This is a genomic window from Streptomyces sp. NPDC049954, assembly GCF_040656295.1.
Taxonomy (GTDB): Bacteria; Actinomycetota; Actinomycetes; order Streptomycetales; family Streptomycetaceae; genus Streptomyces.
In genome coordinates, this window is the sequence record NZ_JBFALS010000006.1 from 113095 (window position 1) to 136704 (window position 23610).

The following is a 23610-nucleotide window of genomic DNA, read 5'->3' on the forward strand; positions in this document are numbered from 1 at the left end:
CACCCACTCCATGGCGTTCACGCGCCCCTCCGGCAAGCACCGTCGTCCCCGCCGCGGGAGCCGGGCCGGCGCCCGGGTCGCCTCGGTCGCCGCTCTCACCACGACCGGCGTCGTCGGCGGTCTCGCCGCCTCCGCGTCCGCCGTCGAGGCCCCGGCCGCCCACGACACCGGGCTGACCCGCGCGATCACCCTCGGCGACGGTCTCGCCGAGGAGATCGCCACCCAGGCCGCCCTCCAGCACGCCGCCGCCGAACAGGCCGAGGCTCAGGAGAAGGCGGCCACGCAGGCCAAGAAGGAAGCCGAGGAGGCCAAGCGCAAGGCGGAGGCCAGGGCCAAGCGGGAGCGCGAGGCCAAGGAGCGCGCCGCCCGCGCCGCCCGCGCCGCCGAGCGCGAGCGCCTCAACGCCTTCGTGGCGCCGGTCGACGGCTCGTACGTGTCCACGGGGTACCAGTCCGGCGGCTCGCTGTGGTCCTCCGGCAGCCACACCGGTATCGACTTCCACGCGGCGAGCGGCACCAGCGTGCACGCCGTGGGCGCGGGCACCGTCGTCGCGGTCGACTGGGGCGGGGCCTACGGCAACGAGGTCGTCCTGCGCATGGACGACGGCACCTACACCCAGTACGGGCACCTGACCTCCGCGACCGTCTCCGTCGGGCAGCGCGTCGGCCCCGGCCGGCAGATCGCGATCTCCGGCTCGACGGGCAACTCGACCGGACCGCACCTGCACTTCGAGGCCCGTACGAGCCCGGAGTACGGCTCCGACATGGACCCCGTCGCCTACCTCCGCGCCCACGGCGTCAACGTCTGAGACGAGGGCGCCACCAACAGCCCGCGTCCGCCGAAGGCCCCCGGTCACCCCGGGGGCCTTCGGCGTGCGCGGGGTGGCTTTCCGGCCAAAAGATATCCATGGAATGCCGTCTCCCATCGGAAATTCACGCCTGTTCTAATAGAGTCACTGAACGGGCGTCAATCGACGACGTTTCGCGGGGATTAAAGCGGAGGTCGGTCCATGAGCATTCCGGCGCACTCGGTATGCACCGCCATCCGGGACGACATCGTCTCCGGTGTGTACGAGCGCGGCAGCCGGCTCACCGAGGAATTGCTCGCCCGCCGGTACGGCGTCTCGCGCGTCCCGGTGCGGGAGTCGCTGCGCACCTTGGAGGCCGAGGGTTTCGTCGTGACCCGCAGGCACGCGGGCGCGCACGTGGCCGAGCCCTCCGAGCAGGAGGCCGTCGACCTGCTGGAGATGCGGCTGCTGCTGGAACCGCTGTGCGCGGCGCGTGCCGCCCAGCGCCGCACCGACGCCCACCTCAAGGTGCTGCGCGGACTGGTCAGACTCGGTCAGGAGCGGGCCAGGCGCGGCCAGGACGAGGATCTGCGGTCCCTGGGCGGCTGGTTCCACGAGACCCTCGTGCAGTCCTCCGGGAGCGAGGCGCTCACCACGCTGCTGACCCAGCTCCGGCACAAGATCGTCTGGATGTGGACCGTCGATTCCCCGGCCCGCCCCCAGGAGTCCTGGGCGGAGCACGGCGCGATCGTCGACGCGGTGGCCCGCGGGGACGCCGAGCGGGCCAGGACGCTGACCGCGCAGCACGGGGAACGGGCCCGGCAGGCCCACCGGCTGCGCGGCACGGAGCGTGTGAGGTCTTCGCAACATGCCGTAAACACGGTGGGCGGCCGACATTAACAATGGCGCCGTATACAAAGGTGAGCAATGCGGGGGTCTCTTTGTTGTGCCCGCAATTCCGGAGATGAATGCGAAGGGGTTTCGGGGGGCTCTTCCGTGTTTCCCGGACTTCTTGTGCGGGGTGGTGGTCGCCGGTGCCCGAATTCTTCCGGAAAGTGTCCCGCCGCCGCGCGGAAACGCCGTACGGAAACCCCTGCGCGGAACGTGCACGGAAAACGCTGCGGCGGACGCGGGGGGCCCGCGTCCGCCGCAGCGTCGCCCGAGAGGGGGAGCCGCCCGCTCAGACCGTCTCGGGCAGTTCGTCCAGCCCCTCGGTGACGAGCCTGGCGAGCCGGTCGAGGGCGGCCTCGGCGCCCTCCGCGTCGGCGTGGAGCGTGATCTCCTGGCCGCCCTCGACGCCGAGGCCGAGGACGGCGAGCATCGAAGCGGCGTTGACCGGCTGCCCCCCGTCCTTCGCGATGGTCACCGGGAACCCGGCGGCCGTGGCCGCGCGGACGAAGATGGAGGCGGGACGGGCGTGGAGGCCCTCTGCCCAGCCGACGTTGACGCGACGTTCAGCCATGTTGCAGCCCTTCAGAATCCGGGTCGTCAGGGACCCTGGGTTGTCTAGACCAATCACCCCATGCTGGCACAGGGCCTTGCGTGGGGACACGGTCTCGCCGGTACTCCCCGCTCACACTGCTCCCCGCCCGGCGCCTCCGCTACTCGCACAGGCGGTCGTACGCTGACCCCATGGAGACCCCGGAGGACCGGCACAGCTACCCCGCGCACTGGGAGGCCGACGTGGTGCTGCGCGACGGGGGCACCGCCCGGATCAGGCCGATCACCGCGGACGACGCCGAGCGGCTGGTCAGTTTCTACGAGCAGGTCTCCGACGAGTCGAAGTACTACCGGTTCTTCGCGCCCTACCCGAAGCTGTCCGACAAGGACGTCCACCGCTTCACCCACCACGACTACGTCGACCGGGTGGGACTCGCGGCGACCGTGGGCGGGGAGTTCATCGCCACCGTCCGCTTCGACCGGATCGACTCCCGGGGCATGCCCGCCTCCGCCCCGGCCGACGAGGCCGAGGTCGCCTTCCTCGTCCAGGACGGCCACCAGGGCCGCGGCGTGGCCTCCGCCCTGCTCGAACACATCGCGGCCGTCGCGCGCGAGCGCGGCATCCGGCGGTTCGGCGCCGAGGTGATGCCCGCCAACACCAAGATGATCAAGGTGTTCACCGACGCCGGGTACCAGCAGCGGCGCAGCTTCGAGGACGGGGTCGTCCATCTCACCCTCGACCTGGAACCCACCGACCGCTCGCTCGCCGTCCAGTACGCCCGGGAGCAGCGCGCCGAAGGCCGCTCGGTGCAGCGGCTGCTCGCCCCCGCCTCCGTCGCCGTGATCGGCGCGGGCCGCACGGACGGCGGTGTCGGCCGCAGCGTCCTGCGCAACCTGCTGCGCGGCGGCTTCGCCGGCGGCCTGTACGCCGTCAACAGCAACTTCCCCGAGGGCCAGGACACCCTGGACGGGGTGCCCGCCTTCCGTACCGTCACCGCGATCGGCCTGCCGGTGGACCTCGCCGTCCTCGCCGTCCCCGCCGACCGGGTGCCCGAGGCCGTCGCCGAGTGCGGGGAGCACGGGGTGCGCGGACTCGTCGTCATCAGCGCCGGGTACGGCGAGAGCGCGGAGGCGGGCCGGGCCAGGCAGCGCCGGCTGGTCCAGCAGGCCCGCACCTACGGGATGCGGCTGTTCGGGCCCAACGCCTTCGGCCTCGTCAACACCGCCCCCGAGGTCCGGCTCAACGCCTCGCTCGCCCCCGAACTGCCCCGCGCGGGCCGCATCGGCCTGTTCACCCAGTCGGGCGCCATCGGCATCGCCCTGCTCTCCGAACTGCACGGCCGGGGCGCCGGACTGTCCACCTTCGTCTCGGCGGGCAACCGCGCCGACGTCTCGGGCAACGACGTCCTCCAGTACTGGTACGACGACCCGGACACCGACGTCGCCCTCATGTACCTGGAGTCCATCGGCAACCCCCGCAAGTTCACCCGCCTCGCGCGCCGCGCCGCGACCGCCAAACCCCTCGTCGTGGTCCAGGGCGCCCGGCACGGCGCCACCACCCCGCCGCTGCACGCCGTGACCGGGACCCGGCTGCCGCACGCCACCGTCTCCGCGCTGCTCGGCCAGGCCGGGGTGGTCCGCGTCGACACCGTGACCGACCTCGTCGACGCCGGGGTGCTGCTCGCCGACCAGCCGCTGCCCGCCGGACCGCGCGTCGCGATCCTCGGCAACTCCGAGTCCCTCGGCCTGCTCACCTACGACGCGTGCCTGTCCGAGGGACTGCGACCGCACACCCCCCTCGACCTCACGACCGCCGCGACCCCCGCCGACTTCCGCCGCGCGCTCAAGGACGCGCTCGCCTCCGACGCGAGCGACGCCGTCGTCGTCACCGCGATCCCGTGGATCGGCGGCGAGGGCGCCATGGAGTGGCCCGAGGGCGAGGAGCTGGGCACCGCGCTGCGCGAGACGGTCGCGGACGCCCCCGTACGCAAACCGGTCGTTGTCGTCCACGTGGAACTCGGCGGCCTCGCCGACGCCCTCTCCGCCGCGAGCGCGACCCTCCCGGCCGCCGCCGGGGCCCGTACCCCGGGCGGCGCCGTGCGCGCGAACCTCCCGCGCACCTGCGGGGCCCCGGCCGCCCCGCACACGGACACCGGGCCCTCCGTCCCGGCCGTCTCCGCCCCCACGTCGGGGGACGAGGAGACCGCCGTCCCCACCGCGACGCGCATCCCCGCCTACCCCGCGCCCGAGCGGGCCGTACGGGCCCTGGCCCGCGCCGTGCAGCACGGCCAGTGGCGCAAGGACGCCGCCGACCCCGGGAAGGTCCCCGAGTTCGAGGACGTCGACGAGAAGGGCGCCGCCCGGCGCATCGCCGCGCTCCTCGACGCCCTCCCGCACACGGCGCGCGGCACGAGCCCCGGGCCCGCCGACACCGAGGACCTGCTGCGCCACTACGGCATCCCGACCCTGGCCGCCCTGCCCGCCCCCGACGCCGACCACGCCGTCGAGGCGGCCGCCCGGCTCGGCTACCCGGTCGCCCTCAAGATCACCGCGCCCCACCTGCGCCACCGCCCCGACCTCGGCGGGGTCCGGCTCGACCTCGCCGACGAGGCCGACCTGCGCCGCGCCTACGCCGAACTCACCGCCCTCCTCGGCACCCCCGCGGAACTGCACCCCGTCGTCCAGTCGATGGCACCGCGCGGCGTGGACACCGTGGTGCGCGCCGTCCTGGACCCGGCGGCCGGAGCCGTCCTGTCCTTCGGCCTGGCCGGGGCCCCCTCGGAACTGCTCGGCGACACCGCGCACCGGCTCGTCCCCGTCACCGACAAGGACGCCGCCTCGATCGTGCGCTCGATCCGCACCGCGCCCCTCCTCTTCGGCTGGCGCGGGGCCGCCCCCGTCGACACCGCCGCCCTCCAGGAACTCCTGCAACGCGTGTCCCGGCTCGTGGACGACCACCCCGAGGTGGTCGCCCTCTCCCTCGAACCCGTCGTGGTCTCGCAGTCCTCGGTGTGCGTCCTCGGCGCCTCGCTGCGGCTCGCGCCCGCCCCCGTCCAGGGCACGCTCGGCCCGCGACGGCTGCCCGTCTACTGATCGCCGCCCGGCCCGGCGCCGACGGCGCACGGCGTCCTCGGCAGGGGGCGGGCGGCCGTAGGATGGACGGCATGGCAAAGACCGGTACGACGACCCAGGGGCTGCGCGCGGCGATCGAGCGCAGCGGCTACTACCCGGCCCTCGTGGCCGAGGCGGTGGAGGCCGCGGTCGGCGGCGAACCCGTCGTCGCGTACCTGGTCCACCAGGAGACCACCTTCGACGCCAACGAGGTGCGCCGCCACGTCACCGTCCTGGTCCTCACCGACCAGCGGTTCATCGTCAGCCACACCGACGAGCAGGCCGCGGACGACACCTCGCCCACCCCGTACGCCACGACCTCGACCGAGTCCGTGAAGATCCACCGGATCTCCTCGGTCGTCCTCAGCCGTGTCGTCGCGAACCCCGAGTCGTACACCCCCGGCACCCTGCCGCGCGAGGTCGTGCTGACCATCGGCTGGGGCGCCGTCTCCCGCCTCGACCTCGAACCCGCGGCCTGCGGCGACCCCAACTGCGAGGCCGACCACGGCTACACCGGCAGTTCGACCGCCGACGACCTGAGCCTGCGGGTCAGCGAGGCCGGCGACGGCCCCGAGACGGTCCGCCAGACCCTCGACTTCGCCCAGGCGCTCTCCGAGGCGACCGCGGCCGCCCCCGCCGCCGAGGCCGGCCCGCAGAACACCCCCGGAGCCGGCCGCTGATGGCGCAGCCCGCCTGGGACGAACCAGCGATCCTGCCGCTCGGCTCGGCCCCCCTGCCGCAGTACGGGCACGGCTCCCTCGCCGACCTCCTGCCCACGCTCGCCGCGGGCTGGGACGTCCCCGGGTACCGGGCCGCGCTCACCGAACTGGCCCCCGCCGACCGCGCCTGCGTCTTCCTGATCGACGGCCTCGGCTGGGAACAGCTGCGCGCCCACCCCGCCGAGGCCCCCTTCCTCACCTCGCTGGTCGCCGGTTCGCGCGGCGGCAGCGGGCAGCCGCTCACCTCCGGGTTCCCCTCCACCACGGCGACCTCCCTCGCCTCGGTGGGCACCGGCACCGTCCCCGGGCGGCACGGGCTGCTCGGCTACACGGTGCGCAACCCCGCGACCGGCGACCTGATGAACCAGCTCCGCTGGCAGCCCTGGACCTCGCCGGGCGCCTGGCAGCCGTACGAGACGGTCTTCCGCGCCGCCGACGCCGCCGGGGTGCACACCGCACAGGTCTCCGCCCCGCACTTCCGCGAGACCCCGCTCACCCAGGTCGCGCTCAGCGGCGGCACCTTCCACGGCCGCCTCACCGGAGAGGACCGCATGGACCGCGCGGCCCTCGAACTCGCCGCCGGGGACCGCTCCCTGGTCTACACGTACTACAGCGAGGTCGACGCGAGCGGCCACCGCTACGGCGTGGACTCCGACGCCTGGCGCGGGCAGCTCATGCACGTCGACCGCCTCGCCCAGCGCCTCGCCGAGCAACTGCCCCCGCGCAGCGCCCTCTACGTCACCGCCGACCACGGCATGGTCGACATCCCGCAGGACGAACCCTCCCGGATCGACTTCGACGAGGACTGGGAACTGGGCGCCGGGGTGGCCCTGCTGGGCGGCGAGGGCCGAGCCCGGCACGTCTACGCGGTGCCCGGCGCCGCCGCCGACGTCCTGACCGTGTGGCGCGAGGTCCTCGGCGAGCAGTTCTGGGTCGCGAGCCGCGAGGAGGCCGTCGAGGCCGGCTGGTTCGGACCGCCCGGTGAACTCGACGCCCGGGTGCTGCCCCGGATCGGCGACGTCCTCGCCGCCGCCCACGACCGGGTCGCCGTCGTCGCCACCCGCCGCGAGCCCCGCGAGTCGGAGCTGATCGGGATGCACGGTTCGCTCACCCCCGAGGAGCAACTCGTCCCCCTGCTCGAAGTGCGCACCTGAGCGAGGGCGTACGCTCCCCGCGCGCCCCGCGTCCCCACCACGACCGCCCCCGGGCCCCGGCACGCCCGCGCCCGCCGACCGCCCCGACCCCGTACGAAAGGCTCCCGCCCCCATGCCTGAGCTTGTGTTCTTCTCCGGAACCATGGACTGCGGAAAGAGCACCCTGGCGCTCCAGATCGGGCACAACCGGTCGGCCCGGGGCCTGCGCGGCGTGATCTTCACCCGTGACGACCGGGCGGGGGAGGGGAAGCTCTCCTCCCGCCTGGGCCTGGTCACCGACGCCGTCGAGGCGCACGAGCGGATGGACCTCTACGGCTATCTCGTCGATCACCTCTCGCGCGGCGGCCGGGCCGACTACGTCATCGTCGACGAGGCGCAGTTCCTCGCCCCCGAGCAGATAGACCAGCTCGCCCGCGTCGTGGACGATCTCGGGCTCGACGTCTTCGCCTTCGGCATCACGACCGACTTCCGCACCAGGCTCTTCCCCGGATCGCAGCGGCTGATCGAACTGGCCGACCGCATCGAGGCGCTCCAGGTCGAGGCGCTGTGCTGGTGCGGGGCCAAGGCCACCCACAACGCCCGCACGGTCGGCGGGATCATGGTGGTCGAAGGGGAACAGGTCGTCGTCGGAGACGTCAACGAGGGCTCCGAGGACGTCGGTTACGAGGTGCTGTGCCGCCGCCACCACCGGCGCAGGCTGACCAGCGCCGTGGCCGGAGCGGGCACCCTGTCCCCGGACGTCCTGCCGGTCACCGCCGACTGAGCGAGGACGGGCGTCCGCCCGGCCGCGCGCCCCGTCGGCCCGCGCCCTCACCCACGCGTCCGCACCAGGACGAAGACGGCACCCTCCGGGTCGGCCACGGTCGCCTCCGCACCCAGCGACCCCTCCCGCGGGGCGCGCAGCACCTCGCCCCCCAGGTGGGCGACGCGCGCCGCCGACTCCGTGACGTCGTCCACCTCGAAGTACGTCAGCCACCGCGGCCCCTGCGTGTGCGACAGCGCACCGCCCGCCCCGTGCAGGGCCGCGACCGGCCGCCCCTCCAGGGACAGCGTCACGTGGTCGAGATCGGCCGAGACCACCGGCTCGGCGGTGAAGCCGAAGACCCGCCGGTAGAACGGGCCCACCGAGGCGGTGTCCCGCGTGACCAGCTCGATCCAGGACTGGGCCCCCGCCACCCCCGTCACGGCGAACCCCTGGTGCCCGGCCGCCTGCCACAGCCCGAAAGCCGCGCCCGTCGGATCGATGGCGAGCGCCATCCGGCCCGCGTGCGGAGAGTCCAGCGGGCCGACCCCGACGGTGCCCCCGCAGGCGCGTACCGTCTCCGCGAGCCGGTCGACGTTCTCCGCCGCGAAGTACGGAGTCCAGGCCACGGGCAGCCCGGATCCCGTGGGCAGCCGGCCGATCCCGGCGACCTCCCGGCCGTCCAGCAGCGCTCGCTCGTACGGGCCGAGCTGCTGCGGCCCGCTCCGGAACTCCCAGCCGAACAACGCCCCGTAGAAGCCGTGCGCGGCCACCGGGTCGCGCACCATCAGGCTCACCCAGCACGGTGACCCGGGCACGCGCGGCGGAGTTCCCCCTTCCGCGGTCTCGCCGGACCGGTTCCCGCGGGACGCGCCCTCTTCGCCCGCGCCGGTCTCCCCGGTCGTGTCCGCGCCGGCCGCCTCGTCTCCGTCGGCCATCCACCGCCCCTCAGCCATCGCCACTGTCCCTCGGACTCCTTCCGTGTTCCGGGTCGCGCGCGGCCCACCCCGGCCGGACCGGCCCCGCCGCACCCCTCCCCGGGGGCCCGCGGGCGTCACCGGAGGCCCGGGCCGCGCACGTTGCGTACCCGATTGTGCACCCTTGGTCCCAAAGGTCGTGCGCCGGGCGGGGCCGACCGGGGGGCGTCCGGTGCGCGAGGATGACCCCATGACCACGACGCCGCTCATCTCCGCAGACGAACTCGCCGAGGCCCTCGGCGCCCCCGAACCCCCGGTGCTGCTCGACATCCGCTACCAGCTCGGCGCCCCCGCCAAACGTCCCGAGTACCTCGAAGGCCACCTGCCCGGTGCGGTGTTCGTCGACCTGGACGCCGAACTGGCCGCCCCGCCCGGCTCCGGCGGCCGCCACCCGCTGCCCCCGCTCGACGTGTTCACGCGGGCCGTGCGCGCGGCCGGGGTGCGCGAAGACCGCGGGGTCGTGGTCTACGACGGCGGCCAGGGCTGGTCCGCCGCCCGCGCCTGGTGGCTGCTGACCTGGTCCGGGCACCCGGACGTGCGCGTGCTCGACGGGGGACTGCCCGCCTGGGCCGGGCCCCTGGAGACCGGCGCGCCGGCCCCCGAGCCGGGCGACTTCACCCCGCGCCCGGGAGCGCTGCCCACCCTCGACGCGGACGCCGCGGCGGCCCTCGCCGGGAGCGGGGTCCTGCTGGACGCGCGGGCGGGGGAGCGGTACCGGGGGGAGGTCGAGCCGATCGACCCGGTGGCCGGACACATCCCGGGCGCCCTCTCCGCACCGACCGGCGAGAACCTGGACGCCGCGGGCCGCTTCCGGCCCGCCGCCGAACTCGCCGAGCGCTTCGGGGCGCTGGGCGTCCGCGAGGGAACCCCGGTCGGCGTGTACTGCGGCTCGGGGGTGTCCGCCGCTCAGGAGATCCTGGCCCTGCGCATCGCGGGCTTCGAGGCGGCGCTCTACCCGGGCTCCTGGTCGGAGTGGAGCGCCGACCCGAAGCGGCCCGTGGCGACCGGGGCCGCGTAGGGCCTGTCTTCAAACTGCCGCCTGCCGCGCGGCGCCAGTTTGAAGACAGGCCCTATTTTGAAGACAGGCCCTATAGGGAGATCGGGGCCGGGCAGGGCGCGGCGGCGCGAGGCGCCGGAGCGTCTCGGACGGGGCCCCGCCTGTTCGAACGGGGCGGAGAGCTTGGGGAAGAAGAGGCTGTGGGGGCGTTTCGGCTACGCGGCGTGGGCGTCCTCCTGCCGGAGGCTGGGGGAGTGCCGTGCCAGGCGCCGTGACCCAGCCACGATCCGCCGGACGCCCCCGGCCCCGCCCGGCCCGGTGTGTGACACGAGTGGGGCCACCCGTCCGCCGGGCGGCCCCACTCGTGTCTCGTGCCGGCCTCATGCCGGGGGGGCTACTCCTGCTTCTTGCGCCGCGTTCCGAAGACGATCTCGTCCCAGCTGGGCACGGCGGCGCGGCGGCCGGGACGTACCCCGTCGGCCTCCGCCTGACGGTCCGTCGAGCCGATCAGCCGGTCGCGATGGCTGGTCACCGCACGCGGCATCAGTACGTCCGCGTACGCCGAGCCGGCCGAGGCCGCCGGGGCCGGGGGCTCCTCGACCTCGGGTTCCTGGTCCGGCTCGTCCTGCGCGGGGCGGTCCGCGGAGGGACGCTCCGGGACCACCATGTCGCCCCGGAAGCTCGGCACCGCCTCCAGCAGACTCGTCAGCGAGTCCCGGCCCTGGTCCGAGGAGGACGCCGTGAGCGCCTGCTCCTCCTCGTCCTCGGCGGGGGCCGGCGGCACCGCGGGGCGCTCGGGGGCCGGTCGCTCGAAACGGTCCAGCGGCCGGTCCCTGGGCAGCCGCGCGATCCTCGGCACGAAGGGGAAGCTCGGTTCGGGCGCGGCCAGTTCGTCGGACTCGCCGATCAGCGAACGCGCCTCGTCGTCCACCGCCTGGACGAGCCGGCGCGGCGGGTCGTAGGTCCAGCTCGCCGAGTGCGGTTCACCCGCGACCAGGTAGACGAGCAGGACCTCCCAGGTGCCGTCGTCCCGGCGCCACGAGTCCCACTGCACGGTCTCCTTGTCGGCCCCGCGCATCAACAGGCGCTCCTGCACGGCCTCGCCGAGCTGCGGACCCGCCGTCTCGCCGGGCCGGCGTACCGGGGTCTTCCTGGCCCGCTCCGCCATGAAGGCGCGCTCGGCCAGGACGGGGCCCTCGAAGCGGCGTACCCGGTCCACGGGGATCCCGGCCAGCTGGGCGACTTCCTCCGCGCTGGCACCGGCTCGTATCCGCGCCTGGATGTCCCGCGGCCGCAGGTGGCTCTCGACCTCGATCTCGATCTGGCCCAGGCGCGGCCGGTCGCCGCGCACGGCGGCACGCAGCCGCTCGTCGATGGCGAGGGTGTACTCCGTGTTGTCGGCAGCCTTCAGCACCAGCCGTGTGCCGTCGTTGCTGACGGCCACGACACGCAGTTCGGGCATGGGAACCTCCCGGGTGGTGCCTGCCGACGTCACGTGCGTCGCTGCTTCCGCTAGTCGAGTGTGGCCTGCCCGGGTGCAGCCTGCCACAACCTTGCCGAGTTGCCCGGCGTGTCGGGGTCGGACCCTGACGCTCCGTTATGGCACGGTTACTCATTTGCAACGCTGAGTGACCACCCGGCCGCCCACATGTCGCGAGGACCGCCCCGCCGGAGTCGGCTGCCCCGGTGCGACGGGCTTCGGACACCCTGACAGGAGACCGGACCCAGGGCTCGCAACAGTACTCCATTCGGGCCACCGGGGTGGACGTCGTATCGCCGAACTTTGCTCCACGCGGGGGAGTTGTCCTACGGAAGGAGTCATTCCGGGGGCACTTCGGGGGCAGGCGGCAAAGGGGCGGGTGTGCCGGGTGGCGCGCTTCACAAAATCTACGGAACCGGAACCATTCGATTCGCCCGATAGTCAGTCCGTGCGGCAAGGTGGATGAAAGGCGATGTAAGGCTGGAGATGCTCAAGGAAGACGTAAAGCGCGGCGAAAGCCCTGAAGTTGACATATCGGGCGAAACGGACGGAAAGGCCGGGGGCGCGTCCAAGCGGATCGAGCTGAGCGTGGCGCAGGTCGCGGGTTCGGCCGTCGCCTCCGTGGCCGCCGCCATCGCCGCCTCCCAGCTCGGCGTCTACGGGACCATCCTCGGCGCGGGCGTCATGAGCATCGTGGCGACCACCGGCGGCACCGTCTTCCAGCACCTGTTCCGCCGTACCGGGGAACAGATCCGTGAGGCCGCCGTCCAGGTCAAGCCCCGGCCGCACGCCATCCCCGTGGCAGGCGACGGGGTGCCCGTCGCCTCGACCTTCCTCGCCCACCCCGAACACCGCGAGGACCTCGCGGTGGCGGACGGCACCCTCCAGCAGGACGGCCCCGAGACGCGGATGATGCCCGCGCTGCCAGAGAGCGCGGACCCGACCCGGCCGCAGGCGCACGTGCGCCCCGAGGAAGAGTCGACCCGTGTGCTCCCCGGGGCGCGGCAGGGCGAGGACTCGACCCGACTGCTGCGGCAGCCGGAGAACCCCGGAGGCGAGGCCCGGGCGACCCGAGTGCTCGGGCAGGCGCAGGGCGCTGATCAGGCGACCCGGTTGCTGCGGCGGACGGACGCGGACGACGCGGCCACCCGGCTGCTGCGCGCCGCCGGCTCCGCGGGCCCGTCCGGGCCGGGCTCCACTCCGCAGGGCCCCGCCGACGCCGGTACCGAAGGGTTCCCGGAGGAGTTCGGCGCGGCCGTGACCCACGGCACCCGGCTGCGCGGCTGGCGTAAGCCGCTGCTCACCGCCGCTGCCGTGTTCGGCGTCTCCATGGCAGGGATCACGGGCTACGAACTGCTCGCGGGGCACTCGCTCAGCGGCGGGCACGGGCCCACGATCAGCCATATCGGCGGGAACGGCGGCGGCTCCTCCCGGCACGACGGCCCGGCCACCGAACCGAGCGTCACCCCCTCGCAGGGTGAGCAGCCCGGGGCGGATCCCTCCGGTTCGGGGAGCGCCACGGAATCCCCCGGTGAGCACACCAGCCCCTCGCCCGGTACGAGCGTGAAGGACAAGGGAACGAGCCAGGGCACCGAGAAGGGCGGCGGGGCCGCCAGTTCTCCCGGGACGGACAGGAGCGGGGGACAGGGCCAGAGCGGCGACGGCTCCCCGGCCGCGCCGACCCCGACGCCTTCGCAGTCCGTCCCGCCGCAGACCGGCCAGGACGGTGCGGGGAACGGAACCGGCCAGGACGGCTCGGGCCAGGGCGCGGAACGCGAGGTGCAGCCCGAGCAGGACGCCACCCAGGCGCCCTGACCTCGACCGGAAGCACGGACAGAGGCCCGCCCCCGGCGTACCGACGCCGGGGACGGGCCTCTTCGCTGTCGTCCGCTCGCACCGCTGCGAACCGGGCGTTCTCAGGAGCCGAGGACCCGGCGCAGGTACGGGTTGGTGAACAGCCGGTCCGGGTCGAGCTGGTCGCGCACCGCGGTGAACTCGGCGAAGCGCGGATAGACCTCCGCGAGGTAGGCGGCGTCCCGCGTGTGCACCTTGCCCCAGTGCGGCCGCCCGCCGTGCGCCGTGAAGACCGCCTCCGCCGCCGTGAAGTACGCGCGGTACGGGGTGCCCCGGTACAGGTGGACCGCCACATAGCCGGCGGCGCGACCGGAGGCCGTGGACAGCGGGATGTCGTCGGCGGGCGCCGTACGCACCTCCACCGGGAAACTCACGCGCAGCCCGGAACGCTCGACCACGGCTCGCAGCTCCCGCAGGGCCGCCGGGATCTCCGCGAGCGCAAGCGCGTACTCCATCTCCACGAAGCGCACGCGGCGCGGGCTCGTGAAGACCTTGTACGGGATGTCCGTGTAGGTCCGGGCGGAGAGCGCCCTGCTGGAGACCCGGGCCACCGCCGGGATCGTCGCGGGCACCGCGCGGCCCAGCGAGTTGACCGCCTGGAACAGGCCGTTGGAGAGGAACTCGTCCTCGAACCAGCCGCCCAGCCGCCCGAGCGGGGCGGCCGGTCCCTGACTGCGGTTGTTGCGCTTGGTGTTGCAGCGGCCGGTGTGCGGGAACCAGTAGAACTCGAAGTGCTCGTTCTCGGTGACCAGCTCGTCGAACTCGCCGAGGACCCGGTCCAGCGCCATGGGTTCCTCACGGGCGGTCAGCAGGAAGACCGGTTCGACGGCGAAGGTCACCGCGGTGAGCACACCGAGCGCGCCGAGACCGATCCGCGCCGCCGCGAAGACCTCCGCGTTCTCCTGCCGCGAGCAGCGCAGCAGCGTGCCGTCCGCCGTGAGCAGTTCGAGCCCCACGATCTGCGCGGCGATCGAGGCGGAGTCCCGGCCGGTGCCGTGCGTGCCGGTGCTGACCGCGCCCGCGACGGTCTGCTCCATGATGTCGCCCATGTTGGTCAGGGAGAGCCCCTCCCGGGCCAGCGCGAGGTTCAGCCGCTTGAGCGGGGTGCCCGCCTCCACGGTGACCGTCCCCGCCTCGCGGTCGATCTCCCGCACCCCGGTCAGCAGATCGGGGCGGATCAGCACCCCCTCGGTGGCGGATATCGCCGTGAAGGAGTGGCCGGTACCGGCCGCCTTGACGGTCAGTCCGTCCTCGGCTGCCCGGCGTATCGCCGCCGCCAGTTCCTCGACCGAGGCGGGCGCCGCCTCACGGGCCGGCCGGGCGCTGATGTTCCCGCCCCAGTTACGCCACGTCCCGCTGCCGCTCCTGCCCGGCCTCGGCGGTACCCTCCGCCGCCCCGGCCACGCCGTCTTCCGCGGCCCTGCCTGCGTCCTGTCCATCGGCCCCTCCCCGCTGTGGTGCCGGCCTCGACAGCCGGCGGTACCCCAGGAACGCGACCACGACCGCGACCGCCCCGGCGACTCCCGGGACCGCGTAGCCCGCGGCGGCCCCCCGGGCGTCGATGACCCAGCCCGCGACGGAGGAACCGAGCGCGACGCCGACGGCCAGACCCGTACTCACCCAGGTCATGCCCTCGGTCAGCTTCGCGCGGGGTACGTGCTGCTCGACGAGGGCCATCGTCGTGATCATCGTGGGAGCGATCGTGAGGCCCGCGAGGAACAGCGCCACGGCCAGAAACGGAAGGTTCCCGACCAGTTGGAGGGGGATCATACTCACGCCCACCGCGCACACCCCGATCACCCAGCGACGGGCCGGCGGCCGCGCGAAGTGGAACAGCCCGAACACGACCCCCGCCAGGCAGGAGCCCAGCGCGTAGACCGCCAGCACCAGGCTCGCCGCGCTCTTGTGGCCCTGCTCCTCGGCGAAGGCCACCGTGACCACGTCGACCGCACCGAAGATCGCCCCCGTCGAGACGAAGGTGCCCACCAGGACCTGGAGCCCCACCGAGCGCAGCGCGCTGCCCCCGCCGTGCTGTTCCACCGGGTGGGCCGCCGGCTCCGTCGCCCGCTGCGCGGTCAGCCAGAAGACGCCCACGGCCAGGAAGATCCCCGCGAGCAGCGGTCCGGCCTCGGGGAACCACACCGTGCACAGACCGATCGAGACGATCGGCCCGAAGATGAAGCACACCTCGTCGATCACCGACTCGAAGGAGTACGCGGTGTGCAGCATGCGGGGCTCGCTGCGGTACAGCGCCGCCCAGCGGGAGCGGATCATCGAGCCGATGCTCGGCACGCTCCCGATCCCGGCGGCGAAGACGAACAGCGTCCAGTCCGGCCACTCCCACACCGTCGCCAGCAGCAGCCCCGCCGTCGCCGCCAGCGCGATCAGTGTGGCCGGCCGCAGTACCCTGCGCTGCCCGTGCCGGTCCACCAGCCGCGAAATCTGCGGACCGAGCGCCGCCGAGGCCAGCGCGACCGTCGCCGAGAGCCCGCCCGCGAGCCCGTACCGGCCGGTGAGCTGCGAGATCATCGTGACGATGCCGATGCCCATCATCGCGAGCGGCAGCCGCCCGAGCAGCCCCGCGAGCGAGAAGGAACGGCTGCCTGGCGCGGCGAAGATGGCGCGGTAGGGGCTGGGCAAGGAGGGCTCCGGGCGTGCGGCCGTGGACACACGACGGCCCGGGGAGGGCGCCGCGCGGACAGGGGCGAGGACAGAGGGGGGTAATGAGTGAACCTAGCCGATAAAGCTTACGCAGCCGTACGGGTTTCCGCAGCGGCGGTACGGAGGGACCGCGCCACCCCGCCGGGAGGAACCCGGGCCGCCCTTCCGGGAAGGAATCAGGTGGGCGCCGCGCCGTCCCGAAGGGCGGATCGACAGCCTGGCCGGGCCCTCCCCGGGCGCGGGCCCGCCGAGCCCGGGGGTGATTCCCGGCCTCCCGCGCCAGGTGGCAGGATCGAAACATGGCCGAAGCTCTCGAACCCTCCCCCTACGACGCCCTGCTGCTGCTGTCCTTCGGCGGCCCCGAAGGACCGGACGACGTCGTCCCGTTCCTGGAGAACGTCACGCGCGGCCGGGGCATCCCCAGGGAACGGCTCAAAGAAGTCGGGAAGCACTACTTCCTCTTCGGCGGGGTCAGCCCCATCAACGAGCAGAACCGCGCCCTGCTCGACGCCCTGCGCGAGGACTTCGCCGAGCACGGCCTCGACCTGCCCGTCTACTGGGGCAACCGCAACTGGGCGCCCTACCTCGTCGACACCCTGCGCGACATGGTCCGCGACGGGCGCCGCCGCGTCGCCGTCCTCGCGACCAGCGCCTACGCCTCGTACTCCGGCTGCCGCCAGTACCGCGAGAACCTCGCCGACGCGCTCGCCCAGCTGGAGGCCGAGGGCCTCACCCCGCCCCGGGTCGACAAGCTGCGCCACTACTTCAACCACCCCGGCTTCGTCGAGCCGATGACCGACGGCGTGCTGCGCTCGCTCGCCGAGCTGCCCGAGGACGTACGCGAGGGCGCGCACCTGGCCTTCACCACGCACTCCATCCCGGTCTCGGCCGCCGACACCTCGGGCCCCGTCGAGGCGCACGGCGAGGGCGGCGCCTACGTCGCCGAGCACCTGGAGGTGGCCGCGCTGATCCACGCCGCCGTCCTGGAGCGCACCGGTGTCGACCACCCCTACCGCCTCGTCTACCAGTCGCGCAGCGGCGCCCCGCACATCCCGTGGCTGGAGCCCGACATCTGCGACCACCTGGAGGAGCTGCACGGACAGGGCGTCCCGGCCGTCGTCATGGCCCCCATCGGCTTCGTCTCGGACCACATGGAGGTCCTGTACGACCTCGACACGGAGGCCCGCGACAAGGCCGCCGAACTCGGGCTGCCGGTACGGCGTTCGGCGACCGTCGGCGCTGACCCGCGGTTCGCCGCGGCGGTACGCGACCTGGTGCTGGAACGCGCCGCGAGCGAGCGCGGACAGCAGCCCGCGCGCTGCGCCCTCGGCGCCCTCGGCCCCAGCCACGACCTGTGCCCGGCCGGCTGCTGCCCGGCGCGCACCCCCCGCCCGGCCGCGGCCGGCGCCTGAGCGGCCCCGCTCCTCCTCCCCTTTTCCTCTTTGTCCCCCGCACCCCGACCGTGAGCCCCAGGAGCACCGTGACCGACCAGCTGACCGCAGAACTGCTCGACCTCGCCCTGGAGGCGGCCTCCCGGGCCGGCGCCCTCCTGCGCGACGGGCGGCCCGCCGACCTCGGGGTGGCCGCCACCAAGTCCAGCTCGGTCGACGTGGTCACCGAGATGGACCTCGCCTCCGAGAAACTGATCACCGACTTCCTGGCCGAGCACCGGCCCGAGGACGGGCTGCTCGGTGAGGAGGGCTCCGCGACCGAGGGCACCAGCGGGATCCAGTGGGTCATCGACCCGCTCGACGGCACCGTCAACTACCTGTACGGCCTGCCGAGCTGGTGCGTGTCCATCGCGGCCCGCAAGGACGGGGAGACCGTGGTCGGCGTCGTCGACGCCCCGATGCGCGGTGAGGTGTACCGGGCGGCGCTGGGCGGCGGCGCCCACGTCGGAAACCGCGCGCTGCGTGTGCGGCCCGCGCCGCCCTTCGAGAAGACCCTGCTCGGCACCGGCTTCGGCTACCTCGCCGAACGCCGCGCCCACCAGGCGGACGTCGTGCGGGCCCTGATCCCCGAGGTCAGGGACATCCGCCGGGCCGGTTCCGCCGCGATCGACCTGTGCGACGTGGCGGCGGGGCGCCTGGACGGCTACTACGAGCGCGGGCTCAACCCCTGGGACTACGCGGCCGGTGATCTCATCGCCCGCGAGGCGGGGGCCGCCACCGGCGGCCGCCCCGGGGAGCCGGTCAGCACCGAGCTGACCGTCGCCGCTCCGCCCGGACTCTTCGAGCCGCTCCAGGCGCGGCTGGAGGCACTGGGCGCCTGGCACGACTGACCGCCCCACGCGGTGGGACACGGTGAAGGGCCCCGGCATCGAGCAGCGATGCCGGGGCCCTTCACCGTGCGGTACGGCTCATGTGCTCCCGCGTGGTCCGGCGCCGGTCGAGCGGCCGGAAGTACGGGGACGCCCTGCCCTGCGGCTCAGGCGTGCTGGACGGTCTGGCGGGCGCCGGCCGCGGCGCTCACCTCGACGCCGTGCTCCGCCGCGAGGCGGCGCAGGTCGTCCAGTTCGGACTCCTCGACGTCGACCAGAAAGTCGTCGCCGCTCTCGCGGGCCCTGGTCAGGTCGGACTCGGTGCTCTTTATGCGTTGCAGCAGTCCTGCGGTGAATGCGTCCATGGTGCGCCCCCTCGTCATGGGTCGTGGGTCGGCGGCACGGGGGTGTGCCTGGGGAGGGAGCGATCGTGCCGGCGCCGCTCTGCGGAAGCGGCCGGCGGTCCGCCTGGACGGCGGACCACATGCCAAACGTGATCGCGGGTGTTCTGGGGTCTTCCCCCGGCCCGATCCCGTGGAAACCTCAACCACCGCGCCGAATCGGCGATTCCCGGTTCCGGCGGCTTTCGCGGCTCCCGCAGCGGTCCCGGGTGAACGTCTTACAGCCGGTTTATGGCCGAAAGGGGCAGGATGGAGACCCCGGAACCGCGCCCCCGTGTGCCCGCACCCCCGCCAGGGGTGCCTGGGCCCCGGCCGTTCCGGGCGCCCACCTGCCCGCGCCCCCGCCGAGGGGCGCCCCGAGAAAGGACGGACGACGTGCGCGTACTCGTCGTCGAGGACGAGCAACTGCTCGCCGATGCGGTGGCCACCGGACTGCGCCGGGAGGCCATGGCGGTCGACGTCGTGTACGACGGCGCCGCCGCCCTCGAACGGATCGGGGTCAACGACTACGACGTCGTGGTCCTCGACCGCGACCTGCCCCTCGTGCACGGCGATGACGTGTGCCGGCGGATCGTCGAACTGGGCATGCCCACCCGCGTCCTGATGCTCACCGCCTCCGGCGACGTGAGCGACCGGGTCGAGGGCCTGGAGATCGGCGCGGACGACTACCTGCCCAAGCCCTTCGCCTTCACCGAGCTGATCGCCCGGGTGAGGGCCCTGGGCCGGCGCACCAGCGTGCCGCTGCCCCCCGTGCTGGAGCGTGCCGGGATCAAGCTCGACCCGAACCGCCGCGAGGTGTTCCGGGACAACAGGGAGATCCAGCTCGCGCCCAAGGAGTTCGCCGTCCTCGAAGTGCTCATGCGCAGCGAGGGCGCCGTGGTCTCCGCCGAGCAGCTCCTGGAGAAGGCCTGGGACGAGAACACCGACCCCTTCACCAACGTGGTGCGCGTCACCGTCATGACCCTGCGCCGCAAGCTGGGGGAGCCGGCCGTCATCGTCACCGTGCCCGGCTCCGGCTACCGGATCTGAGCATGGCCGCGTCCCCCTCCCCGCCCCCGGCCCGGCCCACCGCCCCCAAGCCCGTACCGCCCAAACCGCACTGGGCCCCGCACGGCGCCGAACCGCCCTTCCCGTGGCTGCGGCCGACCATCCGGATACGGCTCACCCTGCTGTACGGCGGCATGTTCCTGATCGCCGGCATCCTGCTGCTCTCGATCATCTACCTGCTCGCGGTGCAGGCGGTCGGGGTCGGCCAGAAACTGCCCTTCCAGGTCGTCTCCGGACAGGTCCGGGTCTCCAGCGACGTGTGCCCGAACCTCAGCACCCTGCACGACTCCACGGTGTTCAACGACGCCCTCAACGACTGTGTCGGACAGCAGCGGCAGCAGGCCCTCGACCACCTGTTGAGCCGTTCCCTGATGGCGCTGCTCGGGCTGAGCGTCATCGCCTTCGCCTTCGGGTACGCGATGGCCGGCCGGGTGCTCTCCCCGCTCGGCAGGATCACCAGGACCGCCCGGCAGGTGGCCGGTTCCGATCTCTCGCGCCGGATCAAGCTGGACGGCCCGGACGACGAACTGAAGGAACTCGCCGACACCTTCGACGAGATGCTGGAGCGGCTGGAGCGGGCCTTCACCGCGCAGCAGCGGTTCGTCGGCAACGCCTCCCATGAACTGCGCACGCCGCTCGCGATCAACCGCACGCTCCTGGAGGTCCAGCTCTCCGACCCCGGAGCGCCCCCCGAACTGCAGCAGCTCGGCAAGACCCTGCTCGCCACCAACGAGCGCAGCGAACAACTCGTCGAGGGGCTGCTGCTGCTCGCCCGCAGCGACAACCAGATCGTCGAGCGCGGGCCGGTGGACCTCGCGGAGGTCGCCGGCCGGGCCATCGACCAGGTCAGGTCGGAGGCCGCCGACCGCGGTGTGGAGCTGCGCGGGGAGCGGGCCCCGGGCGTCGTCGAGGGCAACGGGGTCCTGCTGGAGAGGGTCGCGCTCAACCTCGTGCAGAACGCCGTGCGCTACAACCTGCCGGCCGGGGAGGGCGGCTGGGTCTCGGTCGACACCGAGGCCCAGCACGGACAGGCCGTCCTGGTCGTGGCCAACACGGGCCCCGTCGTCCCCGCGTACGAGATCGACAACCTCTTCGAGCCCTTCCGCCGGCTGCGCACCGAGCGCACCGGCAGCGACAAGGGCGCGGGGCTCGGGCTGTCCATCGTCCGCTCGGTGGTCCGGGCCCACGGAGCACGTATCCACGCCGAGCCCCGCGAGGGCGGAGGGCTCGTGATGCGTGTCACTCTGCCGCTGTGACGACACACCGTGAGCGACCACCTTGTTCGCTTTAAGGGGAATTTTCTGGACCTACGGACCCGTTCCCCCTGTGTGATCGATCACAGGAGCGGATATTCAGACATTCACTCTGGGTGATCCATGTGGTCGGTGAAACGCCTGGAAAATGGGGGTTTTCGGGGGTGCGCCTCACGGGAAGTACACGGGGGGACGGTGGTCCGGTGCGACATTCGCACCGGTTACCGTTCGCACCGGCACTCGGCCCACCCCCTGTTCACGGGGCTGGTACAGGTGTCGATTGAGTAACAGACCTTGATGTGAGGCAAAATCTCCGCCTCAGGTCGGGCACAAGTCCGGCCTCTCACGCGTTACGAGCGCTGAGACACCGCACAGACACCCAGAGGGGGAGAGCGACATGGCTACGGATTACGACACTCCACGCAAGACGGACGACGACCTCAACGAGGACAGCCTCGAAGAACTCAAGGCCCGGCGTAACGACAAGTCCACCTCGACCGTCGACGTCGACGAGTTCGAGGCCGCCGAGGGGCTGGAGCTGCCCGGCGCGGACCTGTCCAACGAGGAACTGGCCGTCCGTGTCCTGCCCAAGCAGCAGGACGAGTTCACCTGCATGAGCTGCTTCCTGGTCCACCACAGGAGCCAGCTCGCCCGCGAGAAGAACGGCCAGCCCATCTGCCGCGACTGCGACTGAGGGCGGGCGGCCGTGACAGGCTCGACCCCGCCCCGGAAGCGCCGCTTCCGGAAGTCGGCAGCCGACAGTGGTCCCGGCCAGGGTGAACGCGTGGACGAGCGGGGCCCTGCGGCCTCGCTCGAAGGCCCGCGGGCCGAACCACGCCTCCCGGCCCCCGCGGGCCCGCAGGACGCTGCTGACGGCCCTGGAGCACCGCGCACGGCCGGCGGCCGGATCGCCTCCGTGCGCGGCGGCATACGCAACGGAGTACTCAAAGGCGGACAGGGCGCCCGCGCCGCGCTCGCCCTTGTCGCCGACCGCATCATCGAGACCGCGCCACGCATCCCCGTACGTGATCTTCAGACCCTGCGCGCGCAGTTCCCCGGACTCGGCCCCGAGCAACTGGCGGACAAACTCGTCGCGGGAGCCGCGGCCGCGGCCTCCGCGGTCGGCGCCGGTGTGGGCGCCGCGGCGATGATGCCGGTGCCGCCCGCGATGCCGGCGGAGCTGGCGGCCGAGATCACCGCGGTCGCGGCGGTCGAGCTGAAGCTCGTCGCCGAACTGCACGAGGTGTACGGGCGTCGCCCCGAGGGGGCGCTCAGACAGCGCAGCACCGCCTACCTGACCTCCTGGACGCAGGAGCGGGGCATCGACCTCGCCAAGCCCACCTCCGTCAACCTGGGGCTCAGCGGGCACGTCAAGAAGGAACTGCGTCAACAGGTCATGAAGCGCACGGTGCGCAATCTGCCCAACCTGATGCCCTTCATGATCGGCGCGGCCGTCGGCGCCTACCTCAACCGGCGCGACACCCGCAAACTCGCCGAACGCATCCGGGCCGACCTGCGCCGCCACGCGATCGCCTGGGAGGAACTGCCCGCGCTGCCCCCGCTGGAGCAGCCGAAGTCCCCCGAGCGGCTGCCGGGCCCCGCCGATCCCTCGCCGGAGCCCTGACAGGGTGAACGGCGCCCGCCTCAGGCGGCCGGCGTCGCCGCGCGCGCCGCGGCCACCGCGTCCAGCAGCCGCTGCGGCTCACGGGTCGAGAGGTACAGGTACGGCGTCGGGTCCTCGGGGTCGGTGACCGGGATGCGCACGGCCGTCCCGATGTAGGCCCGCAGCAGCATGAACGCCCGGGTGTCCGCCTTCCAGGTGCGCCACGCCTGGGCCTCCTCCCGGTCGAGGATCTCGCCCTCGCCGAGCGCCGAGACGGGCAGCCGCGCCTCGTCGGCGATCAAGGCGTCCCCCACGACCCGGATGCGCACCGACCCGTACGAGCTGGCCACGACCGCGGAGACGGCGACACCCGCGACCAGGGCGCCGAGCATCGGCAGAACGCCGATCGGAAGCGCGATGAGCGCGCACGCGACGCCGATCAGGAAGCACACCAGCCACCAGGAACGGGGCGCGGTCAGACGTTCTTCGTAAGGCTGCATGAATCCAAGCTTGGCACGGCCCCCTCGGCCTCCGGCGACGCGGGTAAGGTCGGGCGCCGAACACCGGCCGCGAGCAGGCCGTACCTTTCGCGTCACCCGGAGTGAACAGTGAACCGAGAGTCCCTGACCGTCCAGCTGCGGAGGGTCGACCCCGACGTGCCCCTCCCCGCCTACGGGCACCCCGGCGACGCGGGGGCCGACCTCGTCACCACCGAGGCGGCCGAACTCGCCCCCGGGGAGCGGGCCGTGCTGCCGACCGGGGTGGCCCTCGCGCTGCCCGAGGGCTACGCCGCCTTCGTGCACCCCCGTTCCGGCCTCGCCGCCCGCTGCGGTGTGGCCCTCGTGAATGCCCCCGGGACGGTTGATGCCGGGTACCGTGGGGAGATCAAGGTGATCGTGGTGAATCTCGATCCGCGCGAGCGCGTGCGGTTCGAGCGCTTCGACCGGATTGCCCAACTGGTCGTCCAGCGGGTCGAGAGGGTCAGCTTCGAGGAAGTCGGTGAACTTCCCGGCTCGCAGCGGGCCGAGGGGGGCTTCGGGTCCACCGGCGGGCACATTTCCGTGGGCGGCCGCGAGGGTGGGAACAGCTACGCTTCGGTCGTATCCGACCGGGAAGGACAGTGA

22 protein-coding genes are annotated in these 23610 nt (G+C 73.4%); 15 read left to right on the forward strand and 7 right to left on the reverse strand.

Features of this window, described 5'->3' with window-relative positions; genetic code table 11:
• Positions 1-10 precede the first annotated feature (10 nt).
• Together AB0J21_RS14910 and AB0J21_RS14915 are read left to right on the forward strand one after the other, a co-directional pair.
• Complete coding sequence (locus tag AB0J21_RS14910; protein ID WP_363146344.1) at positions 11-808, forward strand: M23 family metallopeptidase; 798 nt, start codon at positions 11-13, stop codon at positions 806-808.
• Positions 809-1009: 201 nt separating this feature from the next.
• Positions 1010-1687, forward strand: coding sequence for a GntR family transcriptional regulator (locus AB0J21_RS14915; protein ID WP_363146345.1), 678 nt, complete (start codon positions 1010-1012; stop codon positions 1685-1687).
• A 280-nt stretch (positions 1688-1967) separates the two neighbouring features.
• Here AB0J21_RS14915 and AB0J21_RS14920 read toward each other — a convergent pair whose 3' ends face one another.
• Positions 1968-2249 (reverse strand): HPr family phosphocarrier protein, encoded by a 282-nt coding sequence (locus AB0J21_RS14920; protein WP_363146346.1) that lies wholly within the window; start codon positions 2247-2249, stop codon positions 1968-1970.
• Positions 2250-2419: 170 nt separating this feature from the next.
• On the opposite strand from AB0J21_RS14920, the gene AB0J21_RS14925 reads away from it, so the two are divergent.
• From AB0J21_RS14925 to AB0J21_RS14940, 4 genes are all read left to right on the forward strand, one after another.
• On the forward strand, positions 2420-5320 hold the full coding sequence (locus tag AB0J21_RS14925) for a GNAT family N-acetyltransferase (protein ID WP_363146347.1): 2901 nt from the start codon (positions 2420-2422) through the stop codon (positions 5318-5320).
• Positions 5321-5391: 71 nt separating this feature from the next.
• A complete protein-coding gene (locus AB0J21_RS14930; RefSeq protein ID WP_363146348.1) occupies positions 5392-6018 on the forward strand; it encodes a DUF5998 family protein in 627 nt (208 codons plus the stop codon).
• Positions 6018-7211 (forward strand): nucleotide pyrophosphatase/phosphodiesterase family protein, encoded by a 1194-nt coding sequence (locus AB0J21_RS14935; RefSeq protein ID WP_363146349.1) that lies wholly within the window; start codon positions 6018-6020, stop codon positions 7209-7211. Before AB0J21_RS14930 ends, AB0J21_RS14935 begins: the two co-directional genes overlap by 1 nt.
• 112 nt (positions 7212-7323) lie before the next feature.
• Positions 7324-7974 carry a thymidine kinase gene (locus tag AB0J21_RS14940; protein WP_363146350.1) on the forward strand — a complete coding sequence of 217 codons (651 nt, stop codon included), beginning with the start codon at positions 7324-7326 and terminating at the stop codon, positions 7972-7974.
• 47 nt (positions 7975-8021) lie between these two features.
• Here the strand turns inward: AB0J21_RS14940 and AB0J21_RS14945 are convergent, their stop codons facing one another.
• Positions 8022-8741: a VOC family protein gene (locus AB0J21_RS14945; RefSeq protein ID WP_363146721.1), complete on the reverse strand. Its 720-nt coding sequence runs from the start codon at positions 8739-8741 to the stop codon at positions 8022-8024.
• Between the two features lie 379 nt (positions 8742-9120).
• Here AB0J21_RS14945 and AB0J21_RS14950 point away from each other — a divergent pair, with 379 nt between their 5' ends.
• Entirely contained in the window at positions 9121-9948 is an 828-nt protein-coding gene (locus AB0J21_RS14950) for a sulfurtransferase (protein ID WP_363146351.1), read from the forward strand.
• A 373-nt stretch (positions 9949-10321) separates the two neighbouring features.
• Here AB0J21_RS14950 and sepH read toward each other — a convergent pair whose 3' ends face one another.
• Positions 10322-11389, reverse strand: a complete 1068-nt coding sequence (gene sepH, locus AB0J21_RS14955; protein WP_363146352.1) for a septation protein SepH — start codon at positions 11387-11389, stop codon at positions 10322-10324.
• Positions 11390-11869: 480 nt separating this feature from the next.
• On the opposite strand from sepH, the gene AB0J21_RS14960 reads away from it, so the two are divergent.
• Positions 11870-13222: a hypothetical protein gene (locus AB0J21_RS14960; RefSeq protein WP_363146353.1), complete on the forward strand. Its 1353-nt coding sequence runs from the start codon at positions 11870-11872 to the stop codon at positions 13220-13222.
• 101 nt (positions 13223-13323) lie between these two features.
• Here AB0J21_RS14960 and AB0J21_RS14965 read toward each other — a convergent pair whose 3' ends face one another.
• Positions 13324-14700 (reverse strand): D-arabinono-1,4-lactone oxidase, encoded by a 1377-nt coding sequence (locus AB0J21_RS14965; protein ID WP_363146354.1) that lies wholly within the window; start codon positions 14698-14700, stop codon positions 13324-13326.
• The gene (locus tag AB0J21_RS14970; RefSeq protein WP_363146355.1) at positions 14603-15901 is read right to left on the reverse strand and encodes an MFS transporter; all 1299 of its coding nucleotides are present in this window, start codon (positions 15899-15901) and stop codon (positions 14603-14605) included. The genes AB0J21_RS14965 and AB0J21_RS14970 overlap by 98 nt, the downstream gene beginning before the upstream one ends.
• Before the next feature lie 320 nt (positions 15902-16221).
• Here AB0J21_RS14970 and AB0J21_RS14975 point away from each other — a divergent pair, with 320 nt between their 5' ends.
• Positions 16222-17334, forward strand: a complete 1113-nt coding sequence (locus AB0J21_RS14975; protein WP_363146357.1) for a ferrochelatase — start codon at positions 16222-16224, stop codon at positions 17332-17334.
• Between the two features lie 68 nt (positions 17335-17402).
• Positions 17403-18203: an inositol monophosphatase family protein gene (locus tag AB0J21_RS14980; RefSeq protein WP_363146358.1), complete on the forward strand. Its 801-nt coding sequence runs from the start codon at positions 17403-17405 to the stop codon at positions 18201-18203.
• A 146-nt stretch (positions 18204-18349) separates the two neighbouring features.
• Here AB0J21_RS14980 and AB0J21_RS14985 read toward each other — a convergent pair whose 3' ends face one another.
• Complete coding sequence (locus AB0J21_RS14985; RefSeq protein ID WP_363146359.1) at positions 18350-18547, reverse strand: hypothetical protein; 198 nt, start codon at positions 18545-18547, stop codon at positions 18350-18352.
• 411 nt (positions 18548-18958) lie between these two features.
• Between AB0J21_RS14985 and AB0J21_RS14990 the strand changes: the two genes are divergently transcribed.
• The 4 genes from AB0J21_RS14990 (at position 18959) to AB0J21_RS15005 (ending at position 22507) form a co-directional block, all read left to right on the forward strand.
• Entirely contained in the window at positions 18959-19612 is a 654-nt protein-coding gene (locus tag AB0J21_RS14990; protein ID WP_363146360.1) for a response regulator transcription factor, read from the forward strand.
• Between the two features lie 2 nt (positions 19613-19614).
• The gene (locus AB0J21_RS14995; RefSeq protein ID WP_363146361.1) at positions 19615-20886 is read left to right on the forward strand and encodes a HAMP domain-containing sensor histidine kinase; all 1272 of its coding nucleotides are present in this window, start codon (positions 19615-19617) and stop codon (positions 20884-20886) included.
• Positions 20887-21280: 394 nt separating this feature from the next.
• A complete protein-coding gene (locus AB0J21_RS15000; protein ID WP_077970787.1) occupies positions 21281-21577 on the forward strand; it encodes a DUF4193 domain-containing protein in 297 nt (98 codons plus the stop codon).
• A 12-nt stretch (positions 21578-21589) separates the two neighbouring features.
• Complete coding sequence (locus tag AB0J21_RS15005; RefSeq protein ID WP_363146362.1) at positions 21590-22507, forward strand: hypothetical protein; 918 nt, start codon at positions 21590-21592, stop codon at positions 22505-22507.
• 20 nt (positions 22508-22527) lie between these two features.
• On the opposite strand, the gene AB0J21_RS15010 is transcribed toward AB0J21_RS15005, so the two are convergent.
• Positions 22528-22986, reverse strand: coding sequence for a DUF3093 domain-containing protein (locus AB0J21_RS15010; protein ID WP_363146363.1), 459 nt, complete (start codon positions 22984-22986; stop codon positions 22528-22530).
• 108 nt (positions 22987-23094) lie between these two features.
• Between AB0J21_RS15010 and dut the strand changes: the two genes are divergently transcribed.
• Entirely contained in the window at positions 23095-23610 is a 516-nt protein-coding gene (dut, locus tag AB0J21_RS15015) for a dUTP diphosphatase (RefSeq protein ID WP_363146364.1), read from the forward strand.

What these genes read in the sequence shown, in the direction of transcription:
- AB0J21_RS14910 (WP_363146344.1), top strand. Translation starts at nt 11, where the DNA reads ATGGCGTTCACGCGCCCCTCCGGCAAGCACCGTCGTCCCCGCCGCGGG.
- AB0J21_RS14915 (WP_363146345.1), top strand. Translation starts at nt 1,010, where the DNA reads ATGAGCATTCCGGCGCACTCGGTATGCACCGCCATCCGGGACGACATC.
- AB0J21_RS14920 (WP_363146346.1), bottom strand. Translation starts at nt 2,249, where the DNA reads ATGGCTGAACGTCGCGTCAACGTCGGCTGGGCAGAGGGCCTCCACGCC.
- AB0J21_RS14925 (WP_363146347.1), top strand. Translation starts at nt 2,420, where the DNA reads ATGGAGACCCCGGAGGACCGGCACAGCTACCCCGCGCACTGGGAGGCC.
- AB0J21_RS14930 (WP_363146348.1), top strand. Translation starts at nt 5,392, where the DNA reads ATGGCAAAGACCGGTACGACGACCCAGGGGCTGCGCGCGGCGATCGAG.
- AB0J21_RS14935 (WP_363146349.1), top strand. Translation starts at nt 6,018, where the DNA reads ATGGCGCAGCCCGCCTGGGACGAACCAGCGATCCTGCCGCTCGGCTCG.
- AB0J21_RS14940 (WP_363146350.1), top strand. Translation starts at nt 7,324, where the DNA reads ATGCCTGAGCTTGTGTTCTTCTCCGGAACCATGGACTGCGGAAAGAGC.
- AB0J21_RS14945 (WP_363146721.1), bottom strand. Translation starts at nt 8,741, where the DNA reads ATGGTGCGCGACCCGGTGGCCGCGCACGGCTTCTACGGGGCGTTGTTC.
- AB0J21_RS14950 (WP_363146351.1), top strand. Translation starts at nt 9,121, where the DNA reads ATGACCACGACGCCGCTCATCTCCGCAGACGAACTCGCCGAGGCCCTC.
- sepH (WP_363146352.1), bottom strand. Translation starts at nt 11,389, where the DNA reads ATGCCCGAACTGCGTGTCGTGGCCGTCAGCAACGACGGCACACGGCTG.
- AB0J21_RS14960 (WP_363146353.1), top strand. Translation starts at nt 11,870, where the DNA reads ATGAAAGGCGATGTAAGGCTGGAGATGCTCAAGGAAGACGTAAAGCGC.
- AB0J21_RS14965 (WP_363146354.1), bottom strand. Translation starts at nt 14,700, where the DNA reads ATGGACAGGACGCAGGCAGGGCCGCGGAAGACGGCGTGGCCGGGGCGG.
- AB0J21_RS14975 (WP_363146357.1), top strand. Translation starts at nt 16,222, where the DNA reads ATGGCCGAAGCTCTCGAACCCTCCCCCTACGACGCCCTGCTGCTGCTG.
- AB0J21_RS14985 (WP_363146359.1), bottom strand. Translation starts at nt 18,547, where the DNA reads ATGGACGCATTCACCGCAGGACTGCTGCAACGCATAAAGAGCACCGAG.
- AB0J21_RS14995 (WP_363146361.1), top strand. Translation starts at nt 19,615, where the DNA reads ATGGCCGCGTCCCCCTCCCCGCCCCCGGCCCGGCCCACCGCCCCCAAG.
- AB0J21_RS15000 (WP_077970787.1), top strand. Translation starts at nt 21,281, where the DNA reads ATGGCTACGGATTACGACACTCCACGCAAGACGGACGACGACCTCAAC.
- AB0J21_RS15010 (WP_363146363.1), bottom strand. Translation starts at nt 22,986, where the DNA reads ATGCAGCCTTACGAAGAACGTCTGACCGCGCCCCGTTCCTGGTGGCTG.